The 16906-nt window shown below is 36.3% G+C and carries 13 protein-coding genes; 5 read left to right on the top strand and 8 right to left on the bottom strand.

Features of this window, described 5'->3' with window-relative positions; genetic code table 11:
* Positions 1–11: 11 nt before the first annotated feature.
* From E7X57_RS05020 to E7X57_RS05035, 4 genes are all read right to left on the bottom strand, one after another.
* Positions 12–3203 carry a DEAD/DEAH box helicase family protein gene (locus tag E7X57_RS05020; protein ID WP_135611139.1) on the bottom strand — a complete coding sequence of 1064 codons (3192 nt, stop codon included), beginning with the start codon at positions 3201–3203 and terminating at the stop codon, positions 12–14.
* Positions 3204–3206: 3 nt separating this feature from the next.
* On the bottom strand, positions 3207–6224 hold the full coding sequence (locus tag E7X57_RS05025; protein WP_135611141.1) for a site-specific DNA-methyltransferase: 3018 nt from the start codon (positions 6222–6224) through the stop codon (positions 3207–3209).
* 18 nt (positions 6225–6242) lie between these two features.
* The gene (locus E7X57_RS05030) at positions 6243–8957 is read right to left on the bottom strand and encodes an ATP-dependent DNA helicase (protein ID WP_135611143.1); all 2715 of its coding nucleotides are present in this window, start codon (positions 8955–8957) and stop codon (positions 6243–6245) included.
* Positions 8958–9992: 1035 nt separating this feature from the next.
* Positions 9993–11114 (bottom strand): site-specific integrase, encoded by a 1122-nt coding sequence (locus E7X57_RS05035; protein WP_167880899.1) that lies wholly within the window; start codon positions 11112–11114, stop codon positions 9993–9995.
* 633 nt (positions 11115–11747) lie between these two features.
* Here E7X57_RS05035 and E7X57_RS05040 point away from each other — a divergent pair.
* Positions 11748–12314 (top strand): hypothetical protein, encoded by a 567-nt coding sequence (locus tag E7X57_RS05040; RefSeq protein WP_135611147.1) that lies wholly within the window; start codon positions 11748–11750, stop codon positions 12312–12314.
* 100 nt (positions 12315–12414) lie between these two features.
* On the opposite strand, the gene E7X57_RS05045 is transcribed toward E7X57_RS05040, so the two are convergent.
* Positions 12415–12741 carry a DUF1801 domain-containing protein gene (locus E7X57_RS05045; RefSeq protein ID WP_135611149.1) on the bottom strand — a complete coding sequence of 109 codons (327 nt, stop codon included), beginning with the start codon at positions 12739–12741 and terminating at the stop codon, positions 12415–12417.
* A gap of 185 nt (positions 12742–12926) precedes the next feature.
* On the opposite strand from E7X57_RS05045, the gene E7X57_RS12435 reads away from it, so the two are divergent.
* A complete protein-coding gene (locus tag E7X57_RS12435) occupies positions 12927–13094 on the top strand; it encodes a hypothetical protein (protein WP_167880900.1) in 168 nt (55 codons plus the stop codon).
* 101 nt (positions 13095–13195) lie between these two features.
* Here E7X57_RS12435 and msrA read toward each other — a convergent pair whose 3' ends face one another.
* Both msrA and msrB read right to left on the bottom strand, forming a co-directional pair.
* Positions 13196–13654, bottom strand: coding sequence for a peptide-methionine (S)-S-oxide reductase MsrA (msrA, locus tag E7X57_RS05050; RefSeq protein ID WP_135611277.1), 459 nt, complete (start codon positions 13652–13654; stop codon positions 13196–13198).
* Positions 13655–13685: 31 nt separating this feature from the next.
* On the bottom strand, positions 13686–14081 hold the full coding sequence (msrB, locus tag E7X57_RS05055) for a peptide-methionine (R)-S-oxide reductase MsrB (protein ID WP_135611279.1): 396 nt from the start codon (positions 14079–14081) through the stop codon (positions 13686–13688).
* Between the two features lie 192 nt (positions 14082–14273).
* Here msrB and E7X57_RS05060 point away from each other — a divergent pair, with 192 nt between their 5' ends.
* The 3 genes from E7X57_RS05060 (at position 14274) to E7X57_RS05070 (ending at position 16150) form a co-directional block, all read left to right on the top strand.
* Complete coding sequence (locus tag E7X57_RS05060; protein WP_135611151.1) at positions 14274–14609, top strand: Rieske (2Fe-2S) protein; 336 nt, start codon at positions 14274–14276, stop codon at positions 14607–14609.
* A gap of 98 nt (positions 14610–14707) precedes the next feature.
* Positions 14708–15124 (top strand): hypothetical protein, encoded by a 417-nt coding sequence (locus E7X57_RS05065; protein ID WP_135611153.1) that lies wholly within the window; start codon positions 14708–14710, stop codon positions 15122–15124.
* A 126-nt stretch (positions 15125–15250) separates the two neighbouring features.
* A complete protein-coding gene (locus E7X57_RS05070; RefSeq protein WP_135611155.1) occupies positions 15251–16150 on the top strand; it encodes a mechanosensitive ion channel family protein in 900 nt (299 codons plus the stop codon).
* Here the strand turns inward: E7X57_RS05070 and E7X57_RS05075 are convergent.
* Entirely contained in the window at positions 16147–16776 is a 630-nt protein-coding gene (locus E7X57_RS05075) for a class I SAM-dependent methyltransferase (RefSeq protein ID WP_135611157.1), read from the bottom strand. The genes E7X57_RS05070 and E7X57_RS05075 overlap by 4 nt on opposite strands.
* Positions 16777–16906: the final 130 nt, after the last annotated feature.

The following is a 16906-nucleotide window of genomic DNA, read 5'->3' on the forward strand; positions in this document are numbered from 1 at the left end:
CTAAATCAACATCATAATTTATCGTCAAGCATCTTGCTAACATATTTCTCTCCTTCTTCAAGGAAGAAAATATGATTTTCTTCATATTTATTACGAGAATTTGTATGGAATATCGTTTGTACTTCTCTAAATGGTGTTCCAGATATAATGTAAGAATCCAATACAATTTTCTGTTTTACTCCACGTTCTTCTAATTTTTCGGCAAGAATGCTTTCAATATTCTTTATATATTCGTGAAGTTTTATTTTTTCATCTTCAAAACCATTATCATACATTTTTGCTAATCCTTTAGGATCTGCAAAAATAATGTGTTGTTTATCATTCTTTTTTATCCATACAATGAAATCAGGATAGTAATTGAGCGTCTCAACAAAGAATCCAACACCTTTTCGAGGAATGTTCCTGAGAACAAACAGTTCCTGTTGTTCGGAAAATTTGGATTTGTTCTGCTGAACGTACTTTTTTAAATGCAAAAGGAATTCATTTTCACCTTTGTTTAAGCTATCTGGAACAATCTTGTATTTTGGAGAATTACTTTCATCTTTGACAAACAAAGGTTGATACAGGTGTTTTTCGAAGTAAACGTTTGGAACATATTGAACTTCGTCTCCTGCATACAACTCTTCAAAGCTTTCTTTTCTTAGATTTTCTTTCAGAGAATTAATCGCATCAATGATCTCCACATCGTTTTCATTGACTGTTACTCTAAAATTCCTGAACTCAAAATTACCATTTGATTCGGTGATAGGAACAGCATCAATATTTGATTTAGTCCAGACATTTCTATGGCGATTGTGAACGCTTTGTAGATATTTCTTCAAGATTGACACAACAATCTCTTCAAGATGCCAAACGTCTTCAAATTTAGTAGGAGTTATATCATCATCCGGACATTTCAAGAAATATGTATTTTCATTCCGTTCGATTATTTCACGGAGCACTTCTTTTGAAAAGATCATGTTGTTCCATGACTTTGCAACTTTAAACTCAAGAAGTGAGAAATATATTCGTGACCAATCAAGTAAGTCAAGATATTTATGTTCGATTACTTTTGCTTTTGTTTCAGATTGAGCACCTATGCCACGGTTTTCCTGACTTTCAATTATCTCAATCTTGGGCATGAGGTCAACTTCAACCTGTTTAATATTTTCATCGGCTTTTACTTCAAAGAAGTCTTCTTTTCTAAACCTCTTTTTATCGACATATGGGATTAATAGATCTTCTTTCAGATATCCGGTGTTAAGTTTTATCGGAACTGGAATATCTACATAATTTTCAGAAGGCAAACCTTCGTTTTCAAGATATTCCTTGAATTGATCCATATAATTTGCTTCAATCCCGAAGATATTGAGCTTTTCAAGAACATGCAAACTCTCAGGTGCATATTCATCCACCGCTTTGCTTCTCTTTAGCGAATGGTTTTTCCCTCGTAATCGTACACCACGACCAAAAAGCTGGATTATTTGTGTTCCTTCACTTTTTCCAATGTTGAGAAGTCCCATATTTGAAACTCTCCAGGAATTCCACCCTTCTATGAATTTCTTTGCTCCGATGAGCACATTTATGTTTGAATTTTTCTTATTAATATCATTAAACAAGGAAGTTCCCATTTCATCTTTGTTTGTATTTATACCAGCCTTCTCAGCGAGTTTCAGGAACTGTGCGTCATCTCCTATGTTTATAACACCAAAATATTCCCCTAAACCACATTTTAGTGCAATCTCGCCTGCAGCATTCTTTATGTTGAAGAGGTATAATGGTGCTTTATTTTCGCTGTGAAAAATACGCTTGAGGACATCTTTAAAGATAACTTCCGGAGTGTAACCACCATCTCGTAAGTATCCAAGTCGTTGTTCAGGATATGTTGGCAAGAATATGTCTCTGTCGTTTTTATCTTTAAGGCCTGAATTCCCCGAGAGTATCTTTTTGATATTATCTACAGTCCAATTCTCTTTATTGTTGAGTGCAAGATCGAAGAATTTTATAACTTCGAGTATGTCTGATTGGTTTTGTTTTCCCTGAACTTTACTCCCTACAAATACCCATAGTGGATCTTCGATATTGTATTCTTCAATTTCATCAAAATATTTTTCAAAAACAACCTTTTGTTCGTATAATGTGAGAAGATTAGCGAGCATTACTAAGTGTTTAGTCGGTTCAGAATATTTTGAATCTTTAAGATTCAGTATACTGAACTCTTTACCATATCCATCACTATGGAAGTAGCGGTAGGAATAATCAAAGATAATTGATTTCCCATATTTGTGAAGCAAATCAAGTGAATCTTTTTTATTTGCTGCAGCAACAGCTTGCCCGAATGTTGCACTGTATTCAAAAGCAAATCCTTCTTTTGACAGCTCTTCTCGGAAGTATTTCCATTTATTTCCACCTGAACCTTTGTGACCCTCATCAACAAATATGAGGTTTTTCTGCCCAAAGCTTTCAATGTCTATAGTTACTCCCTGACCTTTCTTCTCGTCTGTAAGCTTGTGAATATCAATAACCTTTACCACATTATGTCCAGCGTACTGAGACATGGGACCAATGTTCTGGGAACGGAAGAGTTCACATGGAATGCTACTTTTTTGCATTTCTTCGATGTGCTGTTTAGAAAGGGATTCGGTGGGAGTAACTAATAGTATGTTGTCAAGTTCTATTTTGTTTGGCCCTTGATTATACTTCATAAACTGAAGATAATTTATGTGCAACAAGAAAGTCTTTCCTGCTCCTGTTGCCATCCAGAATGCCAATTTTTTAAGATCTTTCTTGACAAAACTAGGATTAAAATCTTTGTTTTTCTTTCTGGAATGAATAAATTCTTCTGGACTTGGGGTTAGCCCGTTCATCAGTTTAATGGGATCATCGAAATAGCGGTCTAGATATATCTCAGTGAAAAGAACGGAAAGGTATTGGAAATATTTCAACCGTATAGGTGTCTCTTGCTTGATATTGATGTAATCCACATACTCTTTAATATTGGAGTCATACTCTTCGAGTTTCGTTCTTAAATGTGAATTAATGCTCTTTTGGGAATAAAGTACATTGAAGACGTAACTTCTACCCTCATCATCAAAACCATCCTCTACATTTTTTAGTATCTTTTGAAACTCATCAAAATTCTCCATCCCAAATAATTTGTTCATATAATTGTTGAGCACGAGATAATCATCGAGTCGAACTTTCTTATTATTAGCTGGAACCAAGTCTTATACCACCATGAGTTTCTTGAATTCTGGTTCTATTGGTAATGCTCGTTCCACATAGAAGTCGGCATTTATGTAAGTCTTTGAAGGTTTAAATTCAGCAATGATTTTTTCTTCAATGAACGTTTTATCTTCTTTAAGATCAAGGTTTTCACAATCTCTCCAAATAATTAAAATTGTGTCCTCCTCTTTCTTGCCTACTACTACTTTGTAGTAAGTACCATTATTATCAAAAGTCCTGATATTTTTAACATGAATTCCTAGCAAATAGTTGAAAGTTTCAACCAAATCCACTTTCTCTTCCTTCAATTCATTTCCATTTGCAATTTTAAGTGTATAATCAAAAGGCTTGTTCAGTTTCTCTATATTTAGTCTGCAAGGACTTTTGTCCTTGGTCTCAAAGTCGAGCATGTAACGCAGGAAGTATCCATCCATATCCATGAGTGTTCTCTGAACAGAACCGCTTTCTGTAAATTCAATGTTGTTGAGTGTATCTTCATATTGTTCAAGAGACTGGTACTTGAAAATATGACTTATACCTTCATCAGACAAAGGTTTTCCACCTTTCCATTTGTCTGAATACATTACTTTCTGGATGCGTGGTTTAGTAACACTCTCAAAATATTCGCCCATTTCTACAAGAATATATTTTCGTTTACCATTATCTTCTTTGTTAAGATTTAATACAGCATGACCTGTTGTTCCGGAACCAGAAAAAAAATCAAGTATAATGTCACTTTTGCTGCTATTTATGGCAACAATATATTTTATGAGATCAGTTGGTTTAGGATAATCAAATACTGTCTTATTAAACAAATTTTTTAGCTCTGTATTTCCATTTCTTGTTAAGGCGATATTTAAAAGAATACTTCGTGGTTTAATTCTGTACTCATTTCCGTTTTCATCATAAAGATACATTTTAGTAAAAATTTGCCATTCATCATTTCTATTTTTAATGAAGTCAATTTTTCCTTCATCTAATTCTTTAAGAAATCTTTTTTGTTCCCATCTCCAAATTGTAGGTGGGTAAATTTCAATCCCATCTGGGCACTTTATAGGATATCTTAAATTAGGTCTATCAGTATCAATACCTGTTTGATATAGGTTTTTTCTTTTGTAAGGGCCAAACTTTTCAAAGTTTTCATCATTATACTTATATTCTGATTTTAAAGTGCCTGTTAGACCTGTAAAGTACTTTTCTTGTTTAGTTTCATCTTTAGAAAATAATACCATGTACTCATGATCTGCTGCATAATATCTAGCATCAGAACCCCCACCAGCTTTCTTTTTCCAAACAAGCTGTGAAATAAAATTATTTTTATTAAATACATTATCCATTAAAAGTCTCAAGTTTGGTGATTCTATATCATCTATACTGCTATAAATCACTCCAGATTCATCTAATAATTCTTTTGAAGAAAGTAGACGGTCTTGCATCATCGTCAACCAACTCGAATGCTGATAAGCATCTTTGTAGATGAATTCATCACTCCCTGTATTATACGGCGGATCAATGTAAATACACTTCACTTTCTCAGCGTACTTCTCCTTCATTAGATTCAATGCCTGCCAGTTCTCGCTATTGATCATAAGCCCACCAGTGGCTTCATCAATGTCATCAAATGAAGCAAGCAGCCTGTCCTTGAACTCATATTTAAAGAACTTCGTATCAATCACAAGATACAGATGTTCTCTTAGATATGATTCATTAATGTCCTCATTTCCAAATGAAGTAAGATTGGACTGCTTTTTCTCCCCAATATAATTTAATTCACTCCATTCATTGAGCTGATCTTCATTCTGCACAATTTCTGAATAAAGTTCGTCAGGCACATTGTCCAGAGTCACACAATAATCTGTCTTCACAACGAATTTTTTCTTCTCAAACAGCATTTTCTGGAAATCCTCTATTTGTGCAAGGAGATCGATAACCTTCAAGCAAATATTCTTCATAACCTTTGCTCGGGTTACATATTGCTCCACAGTCACTTCATTCTCAGTACCTAGATCATCCAGATGGAATACTTCATTTTTGATGTAGAAATCCAGTTCTTGGGAGAGAAAATTTTTCAAGTCCTTGTGGATGAAATAATCAGTGGTATTCTTTTTTGTGTAAACACCTAAATGCTTTTCAAGAACTTTTCTTTTTGTGCTTTCATTCACAAATTTATCTAAAGCCGTTTTCAATCCAGGATCTGATACCCTTGAAATGATTTCTTCGTTAAGTTTTGTTAGGATGTTCTCTTGAACATTCGTTTTACCATATTTTGTTTCTTCTTCCTGAGTCAATCCTCGGTATTCAAAGAAAATGGTCAGTTTCTTTTTTGAATCATTATAATCAAGAGAATTATCGGAAGAAGACAACACAAAGAAACGCTTATCAGCTTTGTTGTTATTAGCGGTTGCCTCAGCTTCCTTTATAAGAAACTCAACAGCATATTCGCCTACTTTGAATGAGTAGTTCTTGAAATTTACTCCAGTCTTAATGTAATACTGGTCTTTGTTAGCCCAGTGAAGCATAACTTCTTCACCGTTATAGGGAATAGCGTATTTCTCTTTCTGTGAATAACGCCTCATTGACATGAAATCCCCGTTGTCATAGTATCGTGAAAAAAATTGGAAAATATGACTGAATATTTCAGCTTCGTGTTGATCTGACATTCCAGAATCTTTCATATTGGCACATGCCTTCTCATACTTTCCGACCAACTCTTTTGCAAATGGGGTCGTAACAAAAATAGGTTTAACTTTCTCATTCTCATCGAATGCATCTTCACCAAGTTTATCCCATATTTCGGATTTGATAGCTTCAACTTCTTCTTCAAAGTTCTCATGTTTTGAATTAGAATATTCACTAAACTCTGCATTCACTACATCAATAAGATCCTTCTCAATGAAACGTTCAATTTCTGTTCGTTTCTTGTTCATTATGCGGTATATCCCAAAATCAAGGTCCGCAGAATCAAACTGAAATAAATTCTTGAGTAAACTTTTGAGTTGGTTTTTGTAATTTTCTGCCATATTTCTCACCCACTTTCATTATTTAAATTTGCAAATACGTTTGAAATTACATTTCCCACAGAATGTTCCTGGGCAAGCTGTAAAATCTCGTTTCATAATTCCATCAATATATCTTTCTGCGTTTGTTTCAGCATTCTGGAGTGCCATCTCGCTTACATCTACAGATTCAGTGCTTGCATTTTCCAAAAAAGAAACTGATCCCTTGGTAACAGGTTCACCAATCATTTTTAAACCCTTTGTGTAAAGTTGTACTTGTAAAGCTACTTCTTCCATGGATGTTACAGAATCTGACGTTTTATAGTCCCGTATCTCGAGACCTTCATCATCGTGAAGTATCACATCGACTTTACCCATAACAGTAGCTTTTTGCATTGGGAACTCGATGCGGCTTTCTACCTCTTTGATATGATTCATATCATCCTCATGTTCTGTTACAAACCTTACAAGTTTATCGACAGCTGTTCGTTTGGCGTTTTCTGTCATGGTTTTTCCAGCAAATGGCAAATGGAAATTTTCATCCAAAGCTTCCACAATAGCACTCATTGAGTTATATCCTTCATCACGTATGAGTTCTCCAGCACGACGTAAACAGAAATGTAATGTATTACCATATCCAAGCATAGGATCTAGTCCTGGTTGATAGTTCCATACATGTGTAAATCTGTAAAGATAGGGACACTTCCCATATGTTATTAGTTCGCTTGCAGCAAAGGTTTGCAAATCTTCAATGTCCTCTATTTTTTCAACTTTGCACAAAGGTAAAGTATCGCTACTTGACAATTCTATCATTTTGTTAACATCAAGATCATCGGTTATGAATTCACTCGGTTTGACATTATTGTTGACTCTTTTGAAATAGCTAACAACAAGAATCTCCTTTGCTCGAGTAAGTGCCACATAAAATAGTTTCCTTTCACTATCAATGTCACCTTCGTATTTTTCAACATCGAACATATCACGTGGTATGGACCATTTCCTTTGTCTTCCTGTCATAGTCGATGGAAAACGCCTTGCCAACATTGAAGGAATGAAAACAATTGGCCATTCCAGTCCTTTGGCCTGATGTACAGTCATAAGTTGGACTGCATCCACGCCACCAATATCATCTCCTGCTTGCTCTTCATAAGAAGATGTAGCATACAATGTCATATACCAAAACAGACCTTTCAGGTCACGTTCCCATTTTCGTTTTCTTCCACCAAGCATATTAGCAGCTTCATAATCAGAAAGAATTGAGCCGAATCTCCCAAGATTGGCCATTATAACCATATGATTTGGATTATCTGGTTCAAGTTGATGAAAACCAAGTTTGATAAGAAGTTCATGATAAATCCTAGAAAAATCTCCATATTCTCCCGCAAGTGCCGATTTTTTCCATTCCACCAAAGTTGAAACCATGTCTCCAGGCAAAGAAATATCAGACGCACCAATATTCCAATCTTCAAGTGCTGAATAGAGGATATCATCACCTTCAAGTGGCTCTTCGTCAGAATTATCTTTCCAAAAGGCTCCTTCAAATAGCCATGCAAAAAGTTTACCCACCGCTTTGATTTCATATCTACGGAAAAGACCAACTTTTCCTCCCACCATTACAGGTATGTTCCTTTCTCTGAAGATATCAATGAAAGCAGGGGCAGAAGTCTTCACACTACGAAACAATATTCCGAAATCGCTATAAGTACATGCACCACTATTAACATGTGATTCAATCTGATCAGCAATCCATTCTGCCTCTTCAGCAGCATCTTCAAACTGACCAAGATAAACAGCCCCATCCTCTTTTCTTGTTGAGTCTAAGTGAGCATACTTAGTTTCAAACTTATCTGCAAATTCATTTGCTATATTGAGTATGGATTTCGTGCTACGCCTATTCTCTGTTATGGGAACTGTATCAGTATCAGAGTAATATGTAACAAAATCATCAAAACAGCCTTCATCTGAACCACGCCACTGGTAAATAGTTTGCCTAGGGTCTCCAACAATGAATATGCTAGCTTTTTCACCAATTAATCGAATAAGCTTCTCCTGTGCTCGATTAATGTCTTGGTATTCATCTACTATTAGATATTTTACATGTTCAAGAACTTCTGGATTGGGACTCAGATTCTCGATTGTAAGATTTATCATACGGTTGAATGTTAGACGCTTGTGAGAATCCAATATTTCCTCGTATTTAAGAAAATGATTCTGAAATTCTGGTGCATCCTTTTTAATTTTACTTTTTAGAATTAATTCTCCATAAACAACATTGGAAGTATTTAGAAAAGTTTCACAGTTTGTTGAATATTTACCGCTTTTACCAAGTCCAATTTCCCATCCAACACGCATCAAAAAAGCCATTTCTTGGTTTTCATCAATTACTCCATAATCCCCATATCCAAAATAATCTTCCAGCAATTGTGAACAATATCCATGAATTGTACCAACAAACATGTCACCAAGTTTAGCACAGATTTCATCGCCAGCCATATGTTTGATTCTATCATAAACACGACTTTTCATGCTTTGAGCAGCTTTTTCAGTGAATGTAAATGCGACAATAGATGAGGGATCCACCTTTTCGTGAAGAAGTAGATATACAATTTTTCTTGTAAGAGTTTCTGTTTTACCAGCACCTGCACCTGCAATAATCCTCAAATGGCTTTTTTTGGATAAGACGGCATCTTTTTGGCTATCTGATAATTTTTTAGGTTCATTCAGTATTTTGTCGAGCAGATCCCTTTCCCCATTCATGTTATTAGCCAATGAATAGCCAATATATTAATCTTGTTATTTTTTTTGCAGGTATCTTGAATATTTTGATATGATTTGATAAGTTGAGAAGTCGATAGTTTCATTATTGTGAAAATTATATCTATGCTTGAAAGCCATTGATTGAATAATAAATTATAGTACTATACATTTCAAAATTTGAAAGATATAACAGCAATATGATACAGCATTTTGAGAATTAATTTGGTTGTGTACCTATATGCAATGGTTAAATGTTACATGTTGATTGATAGAACATTTTCACAGTAGGGTGGATGATCCATAATGATGGATGTCTTGCGGGGATAGAATATTTGAAAATGATTTTGATGTAACTTGTATAATGAACAATTAAATTACTTCTATATGTATATCGATAAGATGGTCATCATTCTGATGACCTGATGGAGAGCTGAAAGTTCGGAGAGAGAAGGCAGGCAGAGGGGTATGTTTCCATATGAATACATATGTTGCAATTGGAGAAATCTTCACTTCCAAATCAGCTCCGATATAATATTATATAGGCGATTAAAATTCAATGAATATATATCTGCTTGAAAATATTAATTGAATTGATTTATATCTCCATCTTATCAGTATTCTGTACATCGTGGGGATAGAATTCATGAAATGCTTTTGGTGTAATCGTAGAATCAATAGTTTTCGGAATGTTATATGTGTCATAAAAAAGATTACATGGCATATTGCCATGCTGTTCAGGAAGGATGGAAGTTTAAATGGGGAAGGAAGCAAAAGTTGTTTAAGTCTGGAATTTGAGTATTTTTTCTCACCTTTCTTTTTCAAAGAATTTGTGAACTATATAGTTGTTTCACTACTTAGTGTAATAGGCAAAGCTAGAGCATGTTTTGTTGCATGCTCAGAATGAATGTTGATAAACTGAATTTATTAATAGATGTACTGTGCTGGTTGATGGGCATTTTGTTCTATCATAATGTAAAGTACTAGTTCCTCTTCCTATGCTATTAATAAAATATCAGCTTGAAATAAATGAGTTTATCAATCTTTCTTTTGCAAATCTTCAAATATCTTTCGAGCTTCTTCATTCTGCATAAATTGCACCAATAATTCTGACATTTTACCTTCATATTGTTCAAGATCCATGGCTGTTAAATCATCCAACACCAATGAACAATGTGAGCAATATTTTGCATCACATGGATTTTTATTATGACATCTTGGACATTCGATAGGTGTAAGTGTTTTATTTTCTTCGGGCTTTTTAGTATCAGTTTCAATGCCATGAATTGACAATATTTTATCATCAACATCTTTACCGCTAATATGCAAATATATTTCTGGCATCTTTGAGCTTCGTTCCCAACCTGCAAAAACACGCATATCCATTTCACCAAGACCACGTTTTGCCATTTCAGTTAATCTACCATGCCTAAATGAATGAGGATTTACTCGTTTATTCACTCCTGCATTATTGGCACGGTCTTTCAACATATTTTGTATTCTTCTAATACTAATGCGTTGAAATTCTCCGTTTGTCTTTCGTTCCACAACAAATAATGGTTTATCTGGATTGTCTCGATAAGGATGTTGATTTAACCACAATTTGATTTCAGGCTCGGCATTAATTAATCTTATACGCCTTTCACCTGTCTTACCATTGACAGTAATAGCAGCACCATATTGGTCAAATACCACATCACCAACATTAAGCCGAATCAGCTCTTCAATTCTTGCGGCACTGTCATATAATATAGCAATAATTGTTCTATCTCTTTGTGTTTTACAAGCAGCGAGAAGTTTTTTGATATCCTTTGGATCTAATGGATTATTTGTTGGGACTGTTTTTCTTTTTGGTGGAACTTCTATGTTCTCAAAGAAGCTATTTTCTGGTTTTAACCAGTTAAAAAAAGGTCGTAACTCTTTGATGTCGTTTTCGTATGTTCTTTCAGATTTGTCTTTTCGCCTTTCAAGTAGATATTTTTCAATATCTTCTTTTACAACTGTATTTAAGTCAATGTCGTCATTATTTATTAGAAATGTATATATTTTCCACAATTTTGTATTTATTGTGCTTTCTTTCCGACCTTTTAAATTTAAATGTTCTGTATAGTTTTCTATAATCTCAGCATTTCTGCCTGTATATTTGGGGGGGTGTTTCATGCATCTATGTATGGTATTCATTCTATTTATATACTCGCAATTAAAGCGAAGCCCTGTAAATAGGGCTTAGGACCCTGTCTCGTAGGAGTTCGTGCGTTCGAATCGCACCCCCCGCATATTTTTCATATATTTACAATCTAAATGTGTTACTTTATTCCTGTTTATGTGGCAAGATCAAGTTACTATCTATAATGCTGTCAACATATCAGAAATTTCTTTCTTTATCTTCAAAAATCGGAAACTGATCATAAAAAAGGAAAGATGAGCCCCCACTCATCATATCTTATTCCCAACCTTGTCATGCCTTTACACTCTTAATAGGGTGTATCACTATATATTTATATCGAATAAATAAAAGTTTTAAATCAAATTTACTTCATTTAAATCGTTTTATCCTTTTACTATTTTATGTTTTGAGGGTCTTCTCATCTATTCTTTAACTTTTTCAGAAAGGTTGGCTTCCAGATATTCAATCAATTAAATTTTATAATATCTTTTTTTGCTTCATTCATTTGAATGGGGAACGATGCATGTCTGAACCTTATACCTGTGCTGGATCTGCTGTTTGCTGGAAGGTTATAAAGGGTTAACTACAAATCTTCTTATTACTAATTATAAAATGGGGTGTTATATATGAAATTAAGATTAGTAATTTCACTGGTTCTTGTAGCTATACTTTTAATGGTGCCTGCGAGTGCAGATCTGTTCGATGATCTAAATGCTCAGGTCGGTGAATACAATGATAAAATTGATCAGGTTCCCGGAACCGTGCAGTCTATATTTTCGGATCAGCATGTAATTCTTGCTATTTACATGAATGATGCTGAAAATGGGACTACAGGTGGCCCTGAATTTGATGTGGTTCTCAGTGACGGTCCATTCGTTACTGAAAGTGGTGTCACTATGAACATGATCGCTATCACAGATAGTGATGCTACTGTATCCAATTTCGGCAAATGGAGTGAGATGGATCCCGAATACAAGTGGGATGGTGTGGATTTTGCTGAAACCATCATTGTAACAACAAATGAGGATACTGCAAGGGCGATCCTGGATTCCGAATCTCCGGGAGAGACATTTATGGAAGCATACGATAGTGACATGATCATCATTGAGGGTGCCGATGATGCACGTATTACAACAAAAATATCTCTTGCAATAATGCCCCTGGTGATGAAGTTCTATGCTTTGATCAGTTGATCCTGATCATATATTTTTTTAGCTCATTGGAGGTTCCAATGGGCCGGTTCTTTTCATGGTTTGGTCGATGGTTGTTTACTTCATTCATTTGATGTTCAGCTTAATCTTCCTTTACAACTTTCAGCAACTTTATGATCTCATCTTCGTTGATCTCTTTCAGGGAAAATATCTTGATATGCTTCATTGTTTTTCCTGTCCCCTCAAAAAGTTCTTTCTCTTCTTCTGACATCCCATCAATTGAAAAGCCAATGTTCACATGGTCTTTGAGTCCAACGAGGTAATATTTGCCTTCATACCAGGGAACGCCCATTTTGAACTCTTCCTTTATGCCAGGACATGTCTTCAGAATTATATGTCTTAATTTCCCGATGATCTCTTTTTGTGGTGACCTTTGCTTTTTGATATATGCCTCGACTTTATTGTCCATATTCCCACCTCCCCGTGCTCATATGAGTTTGATATCATCATAATATTGGGTTGTGGGGCTATAATACTTGGGTCAGCAATAGAAACCTTTATAAACGATTAATCATTATAGATATGTGCAATGATTAATCGTGACAGTTAATCATTGACAACACAACCTTATACAAAAATTGGAGGAAAGAAGAAATGGACACATACTACGAAGGTTCCATGATGGACGATGAAGAAAGCATCCTTGAATGGACTGCTAAAGGACTTAATGTTGATGGCAACGGTGCATTCATTGCCACACTTACAGTGTCCATTGCTCTGATGGCTTTCCTCAGACTTGCATCTTATATCAACCTCTTTTGAAGTAAGGGAAAATTCCGGTGATCCGGAAACTCCTTTATTTCAGAGATTTCCATTATTTTTCATTATTTTTCATTATTTTCCATTTTCTTTTTTGTAAAAAATCAGTTTGATCTCAGCTTTTCGAAGTACATCTGATGATATTCTTCTGCAGGATAAAAAATTGAAGCCGGAACTATCTCGGTCTTTATTTCGCTATCATATCTTTTGCTGTCTTCCTGTTTTTTCTTTGAACTCAGGGCAGCTTTTTTTTGCTTCTCATCATGGTAGAAGATCGCAGATCGGTATTGTGTGCCGATATCCGGTCCTTGCTTGTTCTTTGTTGTGGGGTCATGTATGCTCCAGAACACTTCCAGCAGCTCCTCATATGAAATGATCTCCGGGTCGAAAATGATCTCTATGGATTCGGCGTGTCCGGTTTTCCCTGTGGCTACATCATAGTATCCGGGATCTCCCATTGAACCACCGGTATATCCTACTTTTGTTGATGCTACTCCCCGTACCCTGCTGAAGTTCTCCTCAACTCCCCAGAAGCATCCTGCTGCAAATGTGGCTTTTTCCATCATTGTTACTCATCCCTGTCCTTTCGTGTTCTTATTCCTCTTCCCCGAACTGCAGGGATGCAGAATTTATACAATAGCGCTTCCCTGTGGGTTCAGGTCCATCATTAAAAACATGTCCCAGATGGCTTCCACAACTGGAACAGAGCACTTCTATCCGATGCATGGAGTGGCTATCATCAGTAACAAGTTCCACACGGTCACTGGAGATCACATCGTAAAAGCTTGGCCAGCCAGATTGCGAATCGAATTTTTTATCTGAAGCGAATATAACCTGACCACAGGCACCACAGTTATATGTTCCTTTTTTTTTGTTTGACAACAGCTTTCCCGTAAATGGCATTTCCGTTCTCTTATTTCTTAAAATAGCATACTGTTCAGGCGTCAGCAGCTTTTTCCACTCCTCATCTGATCTCTTTATTTTTTCTATTACGCTAAAACCCCCCTTTAGCAGAAAAATAATGTATAAAAATTGGGGTTTGAAGATAAGTACTTTATGCAATAATTGAGACTACTGTGATATATTTTATCATTATATAAATACATAATATGTAATACTCTTAATTGGAAAGAGGGAATGTTCTTATAGAGATCCTACAAATAATTAATGGGGTAAACTATTATGGCGGAATATATAGAATTGTGCAGCACAACTGATGTGCCGGAAGGAGAAATGAGAAGCTTCGCTACAGGGGATAGTGAGGTTATGGTAGTTAACCTGAAAGGCGATTTCTATGGTCTTGACGCCATCTGTAATCACATGGGAGGCAAATTGGTCAAAGGAAGGCTCAGGGATAACCTTGTCATATGCCCTGTTCATCGATGCCGTTATGATGTGACATCCGGGAAGGTCAAAAGGGGTGCCGGATTTCTTGTTGAATCGCTTTCAGGTAAATGTGGTGACCAGAAAGCATATGAGCTGAAAGTAGAAGATGGCAAGGTCTTCGTAAAAATATAAATTCGTTGTTTGATCTATATTCGAGCAATTTTGCTACGGTTCCTGATACATTAGTTCCTACCGTAAATGCTTATATCAGGCAGTCTTATCATGTATTCATGGCACTTCTACTTATATTGGGATTCATTTCTGTCTTAGTATTACTTACTGTTATCATGCTTGGTATCGGGGTAAAGAAGAACTCTGATGTTGATCAGAGCTCAGTAATATATCCTAAAGGTTACTGGCTGGGAAGAGGCATTGCCCTTGGTCTTCTGCTTGGTGTGCCATTAGGTCTTGGTGCAGGTATCTTAACCGGGAATCTCGGACTTGGTATTGCTCTTGGTCCTGTATTTGGAATGGGTTTTGGAAGTGCTATAGGGTCTATATTTGAAAAGAAACATAAAAATCATATCCGGGAACTGACAGAGGAAGAAAAAAGGCTTCAAAGGACACTTCTGGTCTTTACCATCAGTTTTCTGATCCTTGGTGTCACTGTGCTCTTCGCTTTGTTCTACTTATACAGTAGGATGTAAGTACTTGCTTAGGTGCCGGATCTTAAATTCAAAGTTCAGGTTCTGGGTTAAACAGGTGACTTTTAGCCAGATCATATCTCTTGACAATAGTCAAATATGTATATCATCTGTGCGTAATGATATTCTATGGATGTTCTAGGTCTGATCCCTTCCTGGCTCTCATGGGATGATGCGATAATTTTGTCCGTATTTCTGGTCATAATATTGACCTTCCTGTTAGCTAAGCTAATAGATCGGCTGCTAAAAGCATATTTTGTATTGGCCAGCAAGAAGATGAACATCGATGAGACAACTTACGGGCTTGTACGACGAATAATAGTGGCGATAGTCTATTTCTCCGGTTTCCTTGTGGTCATTTTCAGTAATCAAAGCCTTCGTGATCTGTCCATAGCTCTTTTTGCAGGAGCAGGATTTGCAGGTATCGTCATTGGTATGGCTGCCCAGAACACGCTTTCCAATATCATTGCAGGTATTTCCCTTGCGACCTTCAGGCCATTTCGTGTAGGTGACCTGCTGACCATACATAATGAATATGGTCGTGTGACGGATATTACGCTGGGCTATACAAAGATCAGGACATGGGACAACAGGAGGCTGAACATCCCTAATCATATCATAAGTGATGAGGCCATTATTAACTGGTCCATTGATGATCCTTCCGTCAACTGGACAGTTGAGGTCGGAATAAGTTACGATTCAGATATCGATCTTGCACGTAGTATAATGATCGCTGAGGCCCGTAAACATCCAAAGGTCATGAATTATGAACAACTCCTGCATTATCAGCCCAATAAACTGAGTGGTGAAGAGATCTCTGTGCTGGTCACTGAACTGGGTGATTTCGCGGTGAATCTTAAATTATATGTGTGGGTCCATGACCGCTCAGTTGCATTTGACACTGGCTGTGAACTGAAAGAGGCTATTAAGAAAAGGTTCGATGCTGAAGGGGTGGAGATCCCATTCCCATACAGGACCATCGTTTACAAAAAAGATCTTGAAGAGTCACAGCACGAGTCTGCGGCTTAAACTTGCTTTTTGAAGATCTGGCATCTGATGTATGATTTCAGATAGGCTTCCCTCTCCAGGGTCATGGAGTTCTCTTCACAGATCTCTACATAAGCGTTGTTCCAGTTGTCTTCATTGGTCTTGAACATGAAAAATGGTAGCATCATCACACTGGTTATTGAAAATCGTGGTCTTGCACAGTCTATAATAATAAAATGACCGTTGGTGACCAGTACTCTGGAAGCTTCTTTTATTGCAGATCTCCTAACTTCTGAATTTGTTTCACAGAATGCGACACTCGTAACCACCATATCAAAGCTTCCACTCTTAAATGGCAGTTCATCCATAGTGCCTTTGTATAGGGAGATCTCATCGGCTGTCCGTTTTATCTTTGAATGGGCATAGGCAAGCTGGTTATTTGAGATGTCTATTCCAAGGACCTTTCCGGTATGTTCCATCTTCTCTTCGATCTCAAGATCAAGTGATGCAGTACCGCATCCAAGATCAAGTACTTTCATTCCATTTTCAATAGGCATCTCCGATACAGCTCTTTCATAGAAGGAATGTCCGAATCCCAGTAATGTTGCGAAAATATCGTAGTTCTTCCCGCCATATATAGTCCCAAAGTCGTTACCCTTCGCACTCATCCAATAAAATATATGAGACCATTTATTATATATTTATTTCACATGTGATACTCAGTGGGTATTTGTCCCATTTCGTATCATGGAAGAATGTTTGACAAATAATTTATACTACAATTCTGTTCTTAACTAC

The sequence above is a fragment of the Methanococcoides sp. AM1 genome (assembly GCF_900774055.1).
Classification (GTDB): Archaea; Halobacteriota; Methanosarcinia; order Methanosarcinales; family Methanosarcinaceae; genus Methanococcoides.